The organism is Micromonospora sp. IBHARD004 (assembly GCF_052814115.1).
Genome location: NZ_CP199934.1, coordinates 755,478 through 770,273 on the forward strand (window position 1 = coordinate 755,478; position 14,796 = coordinate 770,273).

Sequence of the window (14,796 nt, forward strand, 5' to 3'; positions counted from 1 at the left end):
CTCCTGCCTGGCCGCTCCCGCCGCGGCCGTTCGTGATCACCCTACGACCGTCGGCTGTGCCCGCGCTCTGCGTGACCAGCCGCTATTCCACCACGATCCGCCACGATTGAACAGATCCGAACATCTGGGCAGGTGCCGAGCCGGTGCTGTCTACGATCCTTGTCATGCGGGAAGCAGGTGGTCCCGGGCTCCGGCGACGACCGCCGGGGCCGCCCCGGCGCGAACCGGGGCCGGTCGCCCGGACCGTCGCCCGGCTCGTGGTCCGCGCCGCCGACGGCGCCACCCGGCTCGTCACCGACCTGCTCGGGGCCAGCCCCACCGCCGGCCGGGAACGGATCAGCGAGGCGGAGCTGCGCGACCTGGTCGCCGCGAACACGCTGCTCGACCCCGACGAACGCCGGATCATCGACGAGGTGCTGGTGGCCGGGGCGAGCCTGGTCCGCGAGGTGATGATGCCCCGCACCGAGGTCGTCTTCCTCTCCGCCCGGCTCACCATCGCCGAGGCGGAGCGGCTGGTCCGGGCCGAGACGCACACCCGGTACCCGGTGGTCGACGGCACCCACGACGACGTGGTCGGCTTCGTCCACCTGCGGGACGTGCTGCTCCGCCCCGACCGCGACCCGTGCACCACCGTCGGCGAGCTGACCCGCGAGGTCAAGCAGCTGCCCGGCAGCAAGCGGGTGCTCGCCGCGCTCACCGAGATGCGCCGGGAGGGCCACCACCTCGCCGTCGTCGTCGACGAGTACGGCGGCACCGCCGGCATCGTCACCTGCGAGGACCTCATCGAGGAGCTGGTCGGCGAGATCCACGACGAGTACGACACCCCGCCCGACCCGGGCCACGCCGGGCTGCCCGCCGTCGTCGACGGGCGGCTCAACCTCGCCGACTTCGCCGAGCGCACCGGCGTCCCGCTGCCGGCCGGGCCGTACGAGACGGTCGGCGGCTTCGTGATGGCCGCCCTGGGCCGGCTCCCGGTCGCCGGGGACGAGGTGCCGGTGACCCACGGGCCGGACGAGGTCGGTGGACCCGACCCGGACGACCCGACCGACGGCTGGCTGCTGCGGGTGCTCGCCCTCGACGGGCGGCGGGTCTCCCGGCTCGCGGTCTCCACGGCGCGTCTGCCCGAGCAACGGCGCGAGGTCAACGCGCCGGCGGTCCCGGCGGAGAGCCGACCCGCCGGCCCGTCATGACGTACGCCGCGCGTTGCTGACAGAATTGCCGGCATGTCCGACGTACCCGCCCGCCCGCGCGTCTTCTCCGGCATCCAGCCGACGGCCGACTCGTTCCACCTCGGCAACTACCTGGGCGCGGTACGGCACTGGGTGGCCCTGCAGGAGACCCATGACGCGTTCTACTGCGTGGTCGACCTGCACGCGATCACCGCCGGGCACGACCCGAAGGTGCTCAAGCAGCGGTCCCGGCTCGCCGCCGCCCAGCTCTTCGCGGTCGGGCTCGACCCGGAGCGCAGCACCCTGTTCGTCCAGTCGCAGGTGCCCGAGCACCCGCAGCTGGCCTGGGTGCTCGGCTGCATCACCGGCTTCGGCGAGGCCAGCCGGATGACCCAGTTCAAGGACAAGTCGCAGAAGCAGGGCAGCGAGCGGGCCAGCGTCGGCCTCTTCACGTACCCGATCCTGCAGGCCGCGGACATCCTGCTCTACCAGGCGAACGCGGTCCCCGTCGGCGAGGACCAGCGCCAGCACCTGGAGCTCTCCCGGGACCTGGCCCAGCGGTTCAACTCGCTGTTCGGGCCCACCTTCACGGTGCCCGCGCCGCACATCGTCAAGGACACCGCGAAGATCACCGACCTGCAGGACCCGACGGCCAAGATGTCGAAGTCGTCCTCCTCGCCGGCCGGCATCATCGACCTGCTGGAGGATCCGGCCCGCTCGGCCAAGAAGATCCGCTCCGCGGTCACCGACACCGGCCGTGAGATCGTCTTCGACGTCGAGACCAAGCCGGGCATCTCCAACCTGCTCACCATCTACTCGGCGCTCTCCGGGCGGGGCATCGACGACCTGGTGGCCGCGTACGCGGGCAAGGGGTACGGCGACCTGAAGAAGGACCTCGCCGAGGTGGTGCGGGAGTTCGTCACCCCGATCCAGGACCGCACCCGCGCCTACCTGGACGACCCGGCCCAGCTGGACAAGCTGCTCGCCCAGGGCGCGGAGAAGGCCCGCGCGGTCGCCGCGGCGACGCTGCGGACGGCGTACGAGCGGGTCGGGTTCTTCCCGCCGGTCCGCTTCGAGTAGCGGCCCGGACGCGACGGGAACGGGTGGGGACGCAGTCGGTGGCCGGAGGGGTGGCGCGGAGCGTGGATCGCAGGGACGGGGTGCCGGACGCCGGCGACACCATCCAGATCGGGATCGCGGTGGACATCCCCGAGCCGTGGGGCGGGACGCTGACCCGCCGCCGGGTCGAGGCCGGTGACCCGCAGGCCGTCCCGGCGCACGTGACGCTGCTCGGGCCGACCGAGATCCCGGTGGCGGCGTTGCCGGCGGTCGAGAAGCACCTCGCCGAGGTGGCCACCGCCCACCTGCCGTTCACCCTGCACCTGCGGGGCACCGGCACCTTCCGGCCGGTGACCCAGGTGGTCTTCGTGGCGGTGGCGGCCGGGATCAGCGAGTGCGAGCTGCTCGCCTCGGCGATCCGCTCGGCGCCCGAGCTGCACCGCGAGGCCCGCTTCCCGTACCACCCGCACGTCACGGTGGCGCAGGACGTCGCCCCGGAGGCGCTGGACCGGGCGTACGAGGATCTGGCCGACTTCTCCGCGCTCTTCGAGGTGGAGGCGTTCACCCTCTTCTCGCACAGCGGGCAGACCCGGTGGCAGCCCCGCCGGGACTTCCGGCTCGGCGGCTGAGCTGACCGCGCGGCCCGGCTGCCCGCGTGCCGCCTCCGGATCGGCGAGGATGACGTGGTGAACGTGATCGGCCGGATCGAGGCCAGTCTGGGCCGCCGGGTGGACGCGGTCCGGCGGCGCTCGGCGGTCTTCGACCACCTCTGGCGGGCCGGGACGCTCTACGCCGACGTGCTGGGCGGCCGGCTCGCGGCGGCGATCGCCTACTACGGCTTCTTCGCGGTCTTCGCGCTCGCCCTGGTCGCGTACTGGGTCTTCGGCGCGATCCTCCAGGACAACGACGAGGTCAGCAAGGCGGCGGGGGACTTCCTCGACGAGAACCTGCCCTTTCTGGACCCGCAGCAGATCGCGCAGAGCAGCAACACCGTCGGGGTGATCGGCCTGATCATCCTGGTCATCACCGGGATCGGGTGGGTGGAGGCGATCCGCTCCTCGCAGCGGCTGATGTACGGCTTCAACCAGCAGCCCGGCAACCTGCTGGTCCGCCGTGTGGTCGACCTGGGCGTGCTGGTGGCGATCTTCGTGCTGCTCGGCGTCTCGGTGGCCGCCGTCGACGCGCTGGAGTCGCTGCTGCGGTTCCTGTTGCGCAGCACCGGTTCGGTCGGCCTGACCACGGTCAGCGCGATGCTCAGCGTCCTGATCAACGCGGTGCTGGCCACCGCGCTGCTGGTGGCGGTGCCCCGGCTGCGGATGAGCCGCCGCCGGCTGCGGCCGGTCGTCCTGGTGGTCGCCGTCGGGATCACCCTGCTGAACACCGTCGGGCGCTACTACGTGGTACGGACCGAGCGGAACCCGGCGTACACCGTGGTGGCGACCGCGGTGGGGCTGCTGCTCTACCTCTACCTGCTCAACCAGTTGGTGCTCTTCGGCGCGGCCCTGGCCGCCACCAGCCCCTACGGCCGGGTGGTCGACCTGGCGGAGGGCGGCTCGGCCGCGGAGGTGGACGTGGAGGTCGACGAGGAGACCGAGCCGGGCACGCCGGGAGGGGCGGGCTGACATGCGGATCCGGATCGACCAGACCTCGGCGGTGCCGCCGTACGAGCAGGTGCGCGGGCAGCTCGCCCGGATGATCGGGGACGGCCGGCTGCCGGTCGGCACCCGGCTGCCCGCCGTCCGGCAGCTCGCCACCGACCTCGGTCTGGCGGTGAACACGGTGGCCCGGGCGTACCGCGAGCTGGAGACCGCCGGGCTGGTGGAGACCCGGGGCCGGCACGGCACCGTGGTGGCGCCAGGGCGCGACGACGCGACCGACCGGCTGCAGCGCGCCGCCGCCGGGTACGCCGCCGAGGCGGTGCGGCTCGGCGTGCCGCCGGACCGGGCGCTGGCCCTGGTCCGCGCCGCCCTGGACGCCGCCCACCCCGGCTGACCCCGGCTTCGGCGGGCGCGGGCGGTGGGTGGTGGAGGAGGCGTGATCGTGAGGGGGGTGTCATGAGGGTGACAGGGGGAGAAGCGGCATTTGAGGTGAATGCCGCACACGTCCGCGCCGCGAACGGCCATGATGAGCGCGTGGGCGCTCTCGTGACACTCGACCTGCCGGACGACTCGCCGATGCTGGGCCTGCCGTGGATCATCACCTTCGGCCCGCTCAGCGACGTCGACGAGTGGGAGCCGGTGGTCTGCGGGCCGTACGAGCGACCGCACGCGCTCGCCCTGGCCGAGGCGGTGGTCGCCGAGGAGCAGCTGATGGCGGTGGTCGAGCCGCTGCTGCCGGCGCTGTCCGCGGACGAGATCCGGGGCGAGATCGCCGCCGCGCAGATCGCCGCCGAGGACGAGGCCGCCCAGGTCGACCAGGCCGACCTCTACGGCGACTTCGAAGACGTCATCGACGAGGAGCTGGAGCTGGCCGCCGAGCAGGAGCCGGTGGCGGGGCCGCTCACCGCGCCCAGCGAGGCCGAGCTGCGAGCCGGGTTCGCCCGGATCGCCAAGCTGCTGACCAGCAAGGGGGCCTGAGCCGTCCCGGATGGACACCGGCACCTCGGGAAGCGGACTCCCCGAGGCGCCGGCGCCACCTCACCCCCCACCACAAGGGGTCGGTGGCCCAGCCGCCCGTCGGCGCGGGGCACAACGGACGACCAGGTCAATGGCGGGTTACCCGGCTCAGCGCCGTTCGAACCACGCAGCTGCGTCAACCGGCAGGACGTGTCCGGCACCCTGCTCGGTGAGGTCGGCGCTGGCGACGATCGGCCGGCCGTACCCGTCGATCGTGACCTCGGCGCCGCTGATGTTGACCACGCAGGTCAGCACGGTGTCGCCGGCGGTCCGGTGGAACGCCAGCACGCCGGGCTCGGTCTCCAGCCAGGTGACGCCGCCGGTGGTGCCGGCCAGCGCCGGGTGCTCGTGCCGGATCCGCAGCGCCGCGCGGTAGAGCTCCAGCGTCGAGCCGGGCAGGCCGGTCTGGGCGGTCACCGAGAGGGCACGCCAGGTCGCCGGGGCCGGCAGCCAGCTCAGCTCGCTGCCCGCCGGGCCGAAGCCGTACGGGGCCAGCTCGCCGCTCCACGGGATCGGCACCCGGCAGCCGTCCCGGCTCTCCCCGGTCCGCAGGAACGCCGGGTCCTGGCGCAGCTCGTCGGGGAGGTCCAGCACCTCCGGCAGGCCCAGCTCCTCGCCCTGGTAGACGTAGGCGCAGCCGGGCAGGGCCAGCATCAGCAGGGCGGCGGCCCGGGCGCGGCGCAGCCCGACCTCGCCGTCGCCGTACCGGGTGACGTGCCGCTGCCGGTCGTGGTTGGAGAGGACCCAGGTGGTCGGGGCGCCGACGATGGTGGACTCGGCCAGCGCGGTGTCGATCACCTTGCGGAACGAGTCGGCCGACCAGGTGGCGTCGAGGAAGTCGAAGCTGAACGCCTGGTGCAGCTCGTCCGGGCCGATGTAGCGGGCCAGCCGCTGCGGGGTCTCCGCCCAGGCCTCGGCCACCGCCATCCGGCCGCCCGGGTAGCTGTCCAGGATCGGCCGCCAGGCGCGGTAGATGTCGTGCACCTCGTCCTGGTCGAAGTAGGGGAGCCGGCCCTTGCCGAGCAGCTCCGACTGGCGCTGGCCGGTGGTCATCGAGTTGAACCCGACGTCCGGCAGGCCCTCGGCCTTGATCATGCCGTGCGCCACGTCGATCCGGAACCCGTCCACGCCTCGGTCCAGCCAGAAGCGCAGTACGTCCTCGAACTCGGCGCGCACCTCGGGGTGGCGCCAGTTCAGGTCGGGCTGGGCCGGGTCGAACAGGTGCAGGTACCACTGGCCGTCCGGCAGCCGGGTCCAGGCCGGGCCGCCGAAGATGCTCTCCCAGTCGTTCGGGGGCAGCTCGCCCTGCTCGCCCTTGCCGTCGGCGAAGAGGTAGCGGTCGCGCTCGGCCGAGCCGGGGCCGGCGGCCAGGGCCGCGGTGAACCACGGGTGCGCGCTGGAGGTGTGGTTGGGCACCAGGTCGACGATGATCCGCAGGCCCAGGGCGTGCGCGTCGGTGATCATCGCGTCGAAGTCGGCGAGCGAGCCGAAAAGCGGGTCGACGTCGCGGTAGTCGGCGACGTCGTAGCCGGCGTCGATCTGCGGCGAGGTGTAGAAGGGGGTCAGCCAGAGCGCGTCCACCCCGAGGTCGCGCAGGTACGGCAGGCGCTCCCGGATGCCCTGGAGGTCACCGACGCCGTCCCCGTTGGCGTCGGCGAAGCTGCGGACGTAGACCTGGTAGACGACCGCGGATCGCCACCAGTCGTCGTCGGAGGCCAGCGGCGTGGGGTTGGTGGCGGCGGTCATCGGTGACGATCCCCGTTCTGTGGCGCGGGACGGCGGCAGGCCGCGCGGGCGTGGGTGGTGGGGGCGGCTGCCTGAGCAGAATGCCGGCCCGGCGCTGCAAGAGTCAAGCATTCCTTGCGCAAGAAATGACGTCCGTCACGCCCAGCCAGCTCGGAACAACACCGAGTGTTCTCCCACTGGTCGGGACGTACGAGTCGCGGCGCAAGCGCGGTGTCCCGGCCACCGGAGGGGTCGGTCCACCGCGGGGTGCGGAAGGGCGGTCAGGCCGGGACCGCCAGGGCGGGCGGCGTCGGGCGCTGCCGCGTCTCGGCCGGCGCGGCCGGCGTGGCGCCGGGCTGGCGGACCACCGCGGTGGAGCCGCGGACCACCAGCTCCGGGCGGAAGACGTACTCCGAGTGTGGCGCGGCGTGCCCGTTGATCTCGTCGACCAGCGCCCGGACCGCGGCGACCGACATCGCGGCCACCGGCTGGCGCATGGTGGTCAGCGGCGGGTCGGTGAACGCGATCAGCGGCGAGTCGTCGTAGCCGACCACCGACAGGTCCCCGGGGACGGTCAGGCCGCGCTGCCGGGCGGCCCGGATCGCGCCGAGGGCCATCAGGTCGGAGCCGCAGACGATTCCGGTCACCCCGCGCTCGATCAGCCGGCCGGCAGCGGCCTCGCCCCCCTCGACGCCGAAGAGGGAGAGCTCTGCGAACCCCTCCAGCTCGGCCTCCGGCAGGCCGGCCAGCCGGGTCATCGCGGCCTTCCAGCCGGTGACCTTCCGCTGCACCGGCACGAACCGGTCCGGGCCGGTGATCAGACCGATCTTCCGGTGGCCGAGCGCGACCAGGTGGGCGACGGCCAGCTCGGCGGCCTCCCGGTCGTCGCAGGAGACGAAGGGGGCGTCGATGCCGGGGGCGTACCCGTTGATCATGACGATCGGCAGCGGTCGGGCGATCAGCGCGCGGTACCGGTCGTGGTTGGCCGCCGTGTCGGCGTGCAGGCCGGAGACGAAGACGATCCCGGAGACCTGCCGGTCCAGCAGCATCTCGACGTACTCGTCCTCGGTGACCCCGCCCGGGGTCTGGGTGCAGAGCACCGGGGTGAACCCGCTCTGCGCCAGGGTCGACTCGATGACCTGGGCGAACGCGGGGAAGATGGGGTTCTCCAGCTCCGGGACGACCAGCCCGACCAGCCCCGCGCTGCGCTTGCGCAGCCGGGCCGGGCGCTCGTAGCCGAGCACATCAAGGGCGGTCAGGACGGCCTGCCGGGTCTCGGGGGCCACACCGGGGCGGTCGTTGAGCACCCGCGACACCGTGGCCTCGCTGACTTCGGCCTGTTGGGCGATGTCGGACAGTCGAGCGCGCATGGCGGCACTTTAGCTCAAGGGCAAGTTCTTGCGTACAGCCCTGCAATCCCTTCCATTCCCTGCAACGTCTTGCTAACGTCCCGGCAACAAGCGACAGCAGCGGCGCGGCACCCTAGCGCCGGTCAGCAAGACCTTTCAGGGTTTCCACTGGCGGGCCGCCCTTCCCCCGGCTGGCCGCCATGACGACAGGAGTACCGATGCGCATCCGTACCGCGGGTGTGGTCGCTGTCCTCGGCCTGGCGCTCGCCGCCTCGGGCTGCGGCGGCAGTGACAGCGACAAGCCGGCTGCCAAGGAGTCCGCCAAGCCCGCGGGCGCGACCGGCAAGCTGGTGATCTGGGCCGACGACAAGCGGACCGCCGCCCTCAAGCCGTTCGCCGAGCAGTTCGGCAAGGACAACGGTGTCACCGTCGAGGTGCAGGCCGTCTCCAAGGACCTGCAGACCAACTTCGTCACCGCCTCCCAGCAGGGCAGTGGCCCGGACGTCGTGGTCGGCGCGCACGACTGGATCGGCAACCTGGTGCAGAACGGCGCCATCGACCCGGTGCAGCTCGCCGCCGAGCAGAAGAGCGGCTTCAACGAGACCGCGATCAAGGCCGTGACCTTCAACGGCCAGCTCTACGGCGTCCCCTACGCCACCGAGAACGTCGCGCTCATCCGCAACACGGCGCTGGCCCCCGAGGCGCCGAAGACGATCGAGGACCTGGTCGCCACCGGCAAGAAGCTCAAGGCCGAGAAGAAGGCCAGCGAGATCCTCTGCCTCCAGTCCGGCCAGAACGGCGACGCGTACCACGTCTACCCGCTGTACACCTCGGGCGGCGGCTACCTCTTCGGCACCACGGCCAACGGCGACTACGACCCGAAGGACCTGGGCGTGGGCAAGCCGGAGTCGATCGCGGCCTTCCAGAAGATCGCGAAGCTGGGTGAGAAGGGCGAGGGTGCGCTGAAGCGCTCCATCACCGGCGAGAACTCCATCGCCACCTTCACCGGCAAGAAGTGCGCCTTCCTGGTCTCCGGCCCGTGGGCGATCGCCGACGCCAAGAAGGCCAACATCGCCTACGACATCTCCCCGGTCCCCGGTTTCGCCGGTGGCAAGGAGGCCCAGCCGTTCGTGGGCGTCCAGGCGTTCTACGTCGCCGCCAAGGGCAAGAACAAGGCCCTGGCCCAGGAGTTCGTCACCAACTACGTGACCAAGCCGGAGCTGGCCGTCGCCCTGTACAAGGCCGAACCGCGCCCGCCGGCGCTGACCGCCGCCTTCGAGCAGGTCAAGGGCACCGATCCGGACCTGGCCAAGTTCCAGGAGGCCGGTAAGAACGGCCAGGTGCTCCCGGCGATCCCGGCCATGGCCGCGATCTGGGACCCGTTCGGCAAGGCGGAGGCCGCCGTCATCGGTGGCGCCGACCCGGCCAAGACGATCACCGCCGCCGGCAAGACCATCGCGGGTCAGATCAAGTAATGAGCACGTCGCTGTCCGGCCCGGGGTCTGCCATGCAGGCCCCGGGCCGGGAGCCCATCCGCTCCGGGCTCCCGCGCAAGTCCCGTAACGCGCGGAACCACGCGCCGATCACCGCGACCGGCCTCGTCGTCAAGGTGGTCCTGCTCGGCCTGGTGGCCGGGATCGCGATCTGGGCGGCCTTCCCGCTCATCGAGGCCAGGATGTGGGTCGGCCTGGCCATCCTGGCGGCCACCACCGCCGGCCTGTGCTACCTCTATCTCACCCGCCGGCACATCCCGGCGAAGTACCTGGTCCCCGGCACGCTCTTCCTGATCGCCTTCCAGGTGTTCCCGGTGCTCTACACCGCGAGCACCGCCTTCACGAACTTCGGCGACGGCCACCGCGGCAGCAAGGACGACGCGATCGTCGCCATCCAGAGCTCCTCGGTGAAGCAGGTCGCCGGCTCCACCGAGTACGCCCTCTCCATCGCCACCGAGGGCGACCCGACCACCGGCCCGCTGGTCTTCCTGGTCACCGACCCGAAGACCGGCGCCGTCTCCGCCGGCGACGGCGCGGGGCTGCGCCCGCTCGACGCCGGCTCGGTCACGGTCACCCCGGGTGGCAAGGTCACCGCCGCCGAGGGCTACACCATCCTCAACTTCGGCCAGGCCAGCGCCCGCAGCCCGGAGATCATCAACCTGGTGGTGCCGACCCCCGGCGGGGCCCTGCGCTCCAACGGCCTGTCCCGCGCCTACGAGGGCAAGGCCATCCGGGCGTACGACGGCGGGTGCGACTGCATCAAGGACAGCGAGACGGGCAAGACCTGGACCGCCGACGAGGCGACCGGTTCCTTCGTCGCCGCCGACGGTGAGCGGCTGACCCAGGGCTGGCAGGTCAGCGTCGGGCTGAAGAACTTCAACCGGGTGCTGACCGACCCGAACATCTCCGGCCCGTTCTTCGGCACCCTGATCTGGAACTTCGCCTTCGCGATCGGCTCGACCGGGCTCACCTTCCTGCTCGGCATGGCCATCGCGCTCGCGCTGCACTCGCCCCGGATGCGCGGCACCAACCTCTACCGGGTGCTGCTGATCCTGCCGTACGCCATGCCGTCGTTCGCGATGCTGCTGGTCTGGCGGGACATGTTCAACACCGACTTCGGCCTGGTCAACAACCTGTTCGGACTCGGGGTCGACTGGTTCGGCGAGACCTGGTCCGCGCGCGCCGCGGTGCTGCTGGTGCAGCTCTGGCTGGGCTACCCGTACATGTTCCTGGTGGCCACCGGCGCGCTCCAGGCGATCCCGCGCGAGCTGACCGAGGCCACCTCGGTCGACGGCGCCTCGCCGTGGCAGTCGTTCCGGGCGGTCACCCTGCCGCTGCTGCTCGTCGCGCTCTCGCCGCTGCTGATCGCCTCGTTCGCGTACAACTTCAACAACATCAACGCGATCTGGTTCACCACCGAGGGTGGGCCGTTCGCGGCGGACAACCCGACCAACGGCGCGACCGACCTGCTCATCACCTACACCTACCGGCTGGCCTTCGGCGCCCAGGGCGCGGAGTTCGGCATGGCGGCCGCGGTCTCGATCTTCATCTTCGCGATCGTGGCGACGGTGTCGGCGATCAGCTTCCGGCGTACCCGGCAGCAGGAGGAGGTGTACTCGTGACGACCTACGCGGAGGCCCCCGTCGCCAACCGCAACGCGAAGGGGAAGCCGAGGAGTCGCTGGTTCGCCCAGGTGGGCTGGCGGCACGTCGTCGGGGTGCTGGCGGTGGCGTTCAGCCTCTTCCCGATTCTCTTCGTGCTCTCGGCGGCGCTCAACCCGCTGGGCACCCTCTCCTCCACCGAGCTGGTGCCGACCGGGGCGTCGCTGGAGAACTTCACCAACCTGTTCGACCGGACCGCGTTCGGCCACTGGTTCCTCAACTCGCTGGTCATCGCGGGTGGCGCGAGCTTCGTGTCGATCTTCCTGTCCTCGCTCGCCGCGTACGCGTTCTCCCGGATGCGCTTCGCCGGCCGCCGGTTCGGCCTGCTCACGCTGCTGCTGATCCAGATGTTCCCGCAGTTCCTGGCGATCGTGGCGATCTTCCTGATCTTCACCACGGTCACCGACCTGTGGCCGGCGATCGGCTTCAACACCCCGTGGGGCCTGTTCCTGCTCTACATGGGCGGCGCGCTGGGCATGAACACCTGGCTGATGAAGGGCTTCTTCGACACCCTGCCCCGGGAGCTCGACGAGTCGGCGACCATGGACGGCGCCACGCACGCCCAGGTCTTCTTCCGGATCATGCTGCCGCTGGTGGCGCCGATCCTGGCGGTGACCGCGCTGCTGTCGTTCATCGGCACGATCAACGAGTTCATGATCGCCAACGTGTTCCTCACCAACACCGAGTCGAAGACCCTCGCGGTCGGCATGTTCGGCCTGGTGGCCGGTGAGCGCAACAACAACTTCGGGATGTTCGCGGCGGGCACGCTGCTCACCGCCGTCCCGACGGTGCTGGTGTTCCAACTCCTCCAGCGCTACATCGTCTCCGGCCTCACCTCCGGAGCGGTAAAGGGATAAATCGGATAGGACTAGTCCGAGGGGTGGCCACCCTTCGCTGAGGGCGCGGCGAGCGGTCGGCTTCGCGGCCCCGCTCAGGCCACCCCGAGCTGGTCAAGCACGCTGCGGCAAGGGCGTCGTGTCGACGTACACCGGAGCAGTCACGGGCTGACCGCCGCGGCCGGGAGACCGGCCGCGGCGGGCGACCCCTCTCTCTCCCCGTCCGACCGACGCGAAAGGAACCGCCATGTCCCTGCAGCCGCACCACGACGGATCCGCGACCTACGTCCCGGAGCAGGAGCCCGCGCTCGGGCAGACCGTGCCGGTCTTCGTCCGGGTCCCGGAGGGCGCCGACGTGCGCCAGGTGCACGTCCGGACCACCGGCGACGGCGAGCCGCGCTTCGCCGAGGCCACCGCCGACCGCACCGAGGGCGGCGACGTGTGGTGGCGGGCCGACGTCGAGGTCCGCAACCCGGTCAGCAACTACCGGTTCATGCTCTCCGGCGCCACGGGCTACCGCTGGCTGAACGCCGCCGGCGTGGTCGACCACGACGTGCCCGACAACGGCGACTTCAAGCTGGTCAGCTACGCCCCGCCGCCGGCCTGGGCCCGGGACGCGGTGATCTACCAGATCTTCCCGGACCGGTTCGCCCGCTCCGCCGCCGCCGACGGCCGGACCGCGCCGGACTGGGCCATCCCCTGCGCCTGGGACACCCCGGTCATCGGGCGGGGCCCGGAGACGCCGTACCAGTTCTACGGCGGCGACCTGGACGGCGTCACCGAGCGGCTGGACCACCTGGACCGGCTCGGCGTGAACACCGTCTACCTCACCCCGATCTTCCCGGCCCGGTCCAACCACCGGTACGACGCGGCGAGCTTCGACACCGTCGACCCGCTGCTCGGCGGCGACGCCGCGCTGGCCCGGCTGGCGGACGCGGTCCGCGCCCGGGGCTGGCGGCTGCTCGGCGACATCACCAGCAATCACACCGGCGACGCGCACGAGTGGTTCACCAGCGCCGCGGCCGACGTGCGCGCGCCCGAGCGGGAGCTGTACTACTTCGACGAGGCCACCGGCGACTACGAGTCCTGGAACGGGGTCAAGTCGCTGCCGAAGCTGAACTGGGGCAGCGCCGAGCTGCGCCGGCGCTTCGCCACGGCCCGGGACTCGTTGCTGCGTCGCTGGCTGCGCCCGCCGTACGGGCTGGACGGCTGGCGGGTCGACGTCGCCAACATGACCGGCCGCCGGGGCGCGGACGCGTTCACCCACGAGGTGGCGCGGCTGCTGCGCGAGGTGGTCGCGGAGACCCGGCCGGACGGGCTGCTGCTCGCCGAGCACGGCCACGACCACACCGGCGACCTGGACCGGGACGGCTGGCACGGCACGATGAACTACGTCGGCTTCACCGACCCGGTCTGGTCCTGGCTGCGGCTTGGTGACGCCCCGGTCCCGAACTTCCTCGGCACTCCCGGCGGCGTGCGCCAGCGGGACGCGGGCGCGGTGCTGGCCACCATGAACACCTACCGGTCGCTGATCTCCTGGCGGTCGTACGTGCACTCGTGGCAGCTGCTCGGGTCGCACGACTCGGCCCGGATCCGGACCGTGGTCGGCGACGCCGCCCGGCAGGAGGTCGCCGCCGGCCTGCTCGCCACCATGCCGGGCACCCCGGTCATCTTCGCCGGTGACGAGCTGGGGCTGACCGGCACCAACGGGGAGGGGTCGCGTACCCCGATGCCGTGGCACCGGCCGGCGAGCTGGGACCAGGCGACCTTCGCCGCGTACCGGTCGCTGCTGGCGCTGCGGCGCGGCGAGCCGGCGCTGCGCCACGGCGGCCTGCGCTGGGTGCACGCCGACGCGGACACCCTGGTCTTCCTGCGGGAGGCCCCCACCGGCTCGGTGCTGGTGCTGGCCCGCCGCGCGGCGGGCGCCCCGGTCCGGCTGGCCGGCCTGCGCGCCGGGGAGAACGTCCACGGCGGCGCGCCGGCCCTGCGGCTCGACGCCGGCGGCGCGGTCACCCTCCCCGGCGACGGCCCCACCTTCCAGGTCTGGCGCCTCGCCTGACCCGGACGGCCCGGCCGGGCGGGTCAGCGGGTCGCGCGCAGCGTGCGGACGCCGTTCCTGCCGGTCGGGGCCGGCGGCCCCGGCTCCGCTCGGCGGCCTTCTTCGACGGTGCGGGCGCCGGCCGGTCCGTCGCGGTGCTGGCCGGCTACGCGCTGGCCGGCTACGCGCTGGTCGGCCTCGCCCTGGTGGCGGTCGGCCGGCACGGCTCGCCCGCGACGGCCGGCGCGTCGGCGCCGGGCCGGCGACCGGCCGAGGTCACGGTATGAGCTCGGCTCGGCGGGCCGGCTACTACAAACCGTCGTTGATGGGGGAGGATGGCCGCCGTGGAAGCTCTTCGGCTGGTACTTCTCTACGTCCATCTCATCGGGTTCGCGCTGCTGCTCGGCGGCTCGATCGCCCAGTACGTCAGCGGCCGGCTGCGGATCAACGCCGCCATGCTGTGGGGCTCGGTGATCGGTCTGCTGACCGGCCTGGGCCTCTCCGCGCCGCTGCGCGACGGCGACGAGCCGGCGCCCGCCAAACTTGTTACCAAGTTGGTGCTCGCGCTGCTGATCTTTGTCATGGTCTTCTTCTCCCGTAAGCGGGAGTCGGTCAACCGTGGCCATTTCCTCGCGATCATCGGGTTGACCCTGGTGAACGCGGCGGTGGCGGTCTTCTGGCGGTAGCGTCGGGAGCAGGGGAAAGGCCACGGGAAACGGACGTTCGCGACACCGCTTCGGGGACGATAGCGGCACGAATGGTGATCTGGCCCACGCAACGGTTACGTACGGATAACAGGCACTCAACGTTCGTGCACGATTGTCGGCCGGTGGGTGGGCGCGGGCGTACGC

General features: G+C 72.1%; 14 protein-coding genes. 12 read left to right on the plus strand and 2 right to left on the minus strand.

The genetic code is table 11. From position 1 onward, the window contains the following. The first annotated feature begins 164 nt into the window (after positions 1-164). The 6 genes from ACTWO6_RS03795 to ACTWO6_RS03820 all read left to right on the plus strand — a co-directional run bounded on the left by ACTWO6_RS03795 (position 165) and on the right by ACTWO6_RS03820 (position 4,804). Positions 165-1,190 (plus strand): hemolysin family protein, encoded by a 1,026-nt coding sequence (locus ACTWO6_RS03795; RefSeq protein WP_446218239.1) that lies wholly within the window; start codon positions 165-167, stop codon positions 1,188-1,190. Positions 1,191-1,223: 33 nt separating this feature from the next. Then, the gene (gene trpS / locus ACTWO6_RS03800) at positions 1,224-2,249 is read left to right on the plus strand and encodes a tryptophan--tRNA ligase (protein WP_446218240.1); all 1,026 of its coding nucleotides are present in this window, start codon (positions 1,224-1,226) and stop codon (positions 2,247-2,249) included. A 23-nt stretch (positions 2,250-2,272) separates the two neighbouring features. Further along, complete coding sequence (locus ACTWO6_RS03805) at positions 2,273-2,857, plus strand: 2'-5' RNA ligase family protein (RefSeq protein WP_446218241.1); 585 nt, start codon at positions 2,273-2,275, stop codon at positions 2,855-2,857. Positions 2,858-2,914: 57 nt separating this feature from the next. Continuing rightward, positions 2,915-3,850: a YihY/virulence factor BrkB family protein gene (locus tag ACTWO6_RS03810; RefSeq protein WP_446218242.1), complete on the plus strand. Its 936-nt coding sequence runs from the start codon at positions 2,915-2,917 to the stop codon at positions 3,848-3,850. A gap of 1 nt (position 3,851) precedes the next feature. Then, a complete protein-coding gene (locus ACTWO6_RS03815) occupies positions 3,852-4,220 on the plus strand; it encodes a GntR family transcriptional regulator (RefSeq protein WP_446218243.1) in 369 nt (122 codons plus the stop codon). 140 nt (positions 4,221-4,360) lie between these two features. Then, positions 4,361-4,804, plus strand: a complete 444-nt coding sequence (locus ACTWO6_RS03820; RefSeq protein ID WP_446218244.1) for a hypothetical protein — start codon at positions 4,361-4,363, stop codon at positions 4,802-4,804. 147 nt (positions 4,805-4,951) lie between these two features. Here ACTWO6_RS03820 and ACTWO6_RS03825 read toward each other — a convergent pair whose 3' ends face one another. Together ACTWO6_RS03825 and ACTWO6_RS03830 are read right to left on the minus strand one after the other, a co-directional pair. Next, on the minus strand, positions 4,952-6,589 hold the full coding sequence (locus ACTWO6_RS03825) for a glycoside hydrolase family 13 protein (RefSeq protein ID WP_446218245.1): 1,638 nt from the start codon (positions 6,587-6,589) through the stop codon (positions 4,952-4,954). 260 nt (positions 6,590-6,849) lie between these two features. After that, a complete protein-coding gene (locus tag ACTWO6_RS03830) occupies positions 6,850-7,938 on the minus strand; it encodes a LacI family DNA-binding transcriptional regulator (RefSeq protein ID WP_446218246.1) in 1,089 nt (362 codons plus the stop codon). Between the two features lie 197 nt (positions 7,939-8,135). Between ACTWO6_RS03830 and ACTWO6_RS03835 the strand changes: the two genes are divergently transcribed. The 6 genes from ACTWO6_RS03835 to ACTWO6_RS03860 all read left to right on the plus strand — a co-directional run bounded on the left by ACTWO6_RS03835 (position 8,136) and on the right by ACTWO6_RS03860 (position 14,631). Continuing rightward, positions 8,136-9,392, plus strand: a complete 1,257-nt coding sequence (locus ACTWO6_RS03835) for a sugar ABC transporter substrate-binding protein (RefSeq protein ID WP_446218247.1) — start codon at positions 8,136-8,138, stop codon at positions 9,390-9,392. Continuing rightward, a complete protein-coding gene (locus ACTWO6_RS03840; RefSeq protein WP_446218248.1) occupies positions 9,392-11,032 on the plus strand; it encodes an ABC transporter permease subunit in 1,641 nt (546 codons plus the stop codon). Before ACTWO6_RS03835 ends, ACTWO6_RS03840 begins: the two co-directional genes overlap by 1 nt. Then, positions 11,029-11,928, plus strand: a complete 900-nt coding sequence (locus ACTWO6_RS03845) for a sugar ABC transporter permease (RefSeq protein WP_446218249.1) — start codon at positions 11,029-11,031, stop codon at positions 11,926-11,928. Before ACTWO6_RS03840 ends, ACTWO6_RS03845 begins: the two co-directional genes overlap by 4 nt. Before the next feature lie 226 nt (positions 11,929-12,154). Continuing rightward, entirely contained in the window at positions 12,155-13,966 is a 1,812-nt protein-coding gene (locus ACTWO6_RS03850) for a glycoside hydrolase family 13 protein (protein WP_446218250.1), read from the plus strand. A 134-nt stretch (positions 13,967-14,100) separates the two neighbouring features. Continuing rightward, complete coding sequence (locus ACTWO6_RS03855; RefSeq protein WP_446218251.1) at positions 14,101-14,232, plus strand: hypothetical protein; 132 nt, start codon at positions 14,101-14,103, stop codon at positions 14,230-14,232. A gap of 57 nt (positions 14,233-14,289) precedes the next feature. Further along, positions 14,290-14,631: a hypothetical protein gene (locus ACTWO6_RS03860; protein WP_446218252.1), complete on the plus strand. Its 342-nt coding sequence runs from the start codon at positions 14,290-14,292 to the stop codon at positions 14,629-14,631. The last annotated feature ends 165 nt before the right edge of the window (positions 14,632-14,796 follow it).

What these genes read in the sequence shown, in the direction of transcription:
- ACTWO6_RS03795 (WP_446218239.1), top strand. Translation starts at nt 165, where the DNA reads ATGCGGGAAGCAGGTGGTCCCGGGCTCCGGCGACGACCGCCGGGGCCG.
- trpS (WP_446218240.1), top strand. Translation starts at nt 1,224, where the DNA reads ATGTCCGACGTACCCGCCCGCCCGCGCGTCTTCTCCGGCATCCAGCCG.
- ACTWO6_RS03815 (WP_446218243.1), top strand. Translation starts at nt 3,852, where the DNA reads ATGCGGATCCGGATCGACCAGACCTCGGCGGTGCCGCCGTACGAGCAG.
- ACTWO6_RS03825 (WP_446218245.1), bottom strand. Translation starts at nt 6,589, where the DNA reads ATGACCGCCGCCACCAACCCCACGCCGCTGGCCTCCGACGACGACTGG.
- ACTWO6_RS03830 (WP_446218246.1), bottom strand. Translation starts at nt 7,938, where the DNA reads ATGCGCGCTCGACTGTCCGACATCGCCCAACAGGCCGAAGTCAGCGAG.
- ACTWO6_RS03835 (WP_446218247.1), top strand. Translation starts at nt 8,136, where the DNA reads ATGCGCATCCGTACCGCGGGTGTGGTCGCTGTCCTCGGCCTGGCGCTC.
- ACTWO6_RS03840 (WP_446218248.1), top strand. Translation starts at nt 9,392, where the DNA reads ATGAGCACGTCGCTGTCCGGCCCGGGGTCTGCCATGCAGGCCCCGGGC.
- ACTWO6_RS03850 (WP_446218250.1), top strand. Translation starts at nt 12,155, where the DNA reads ATGTCCCTGCAGCCGCACCACGACGGATCCGCGACCTACGTCCCGGAG.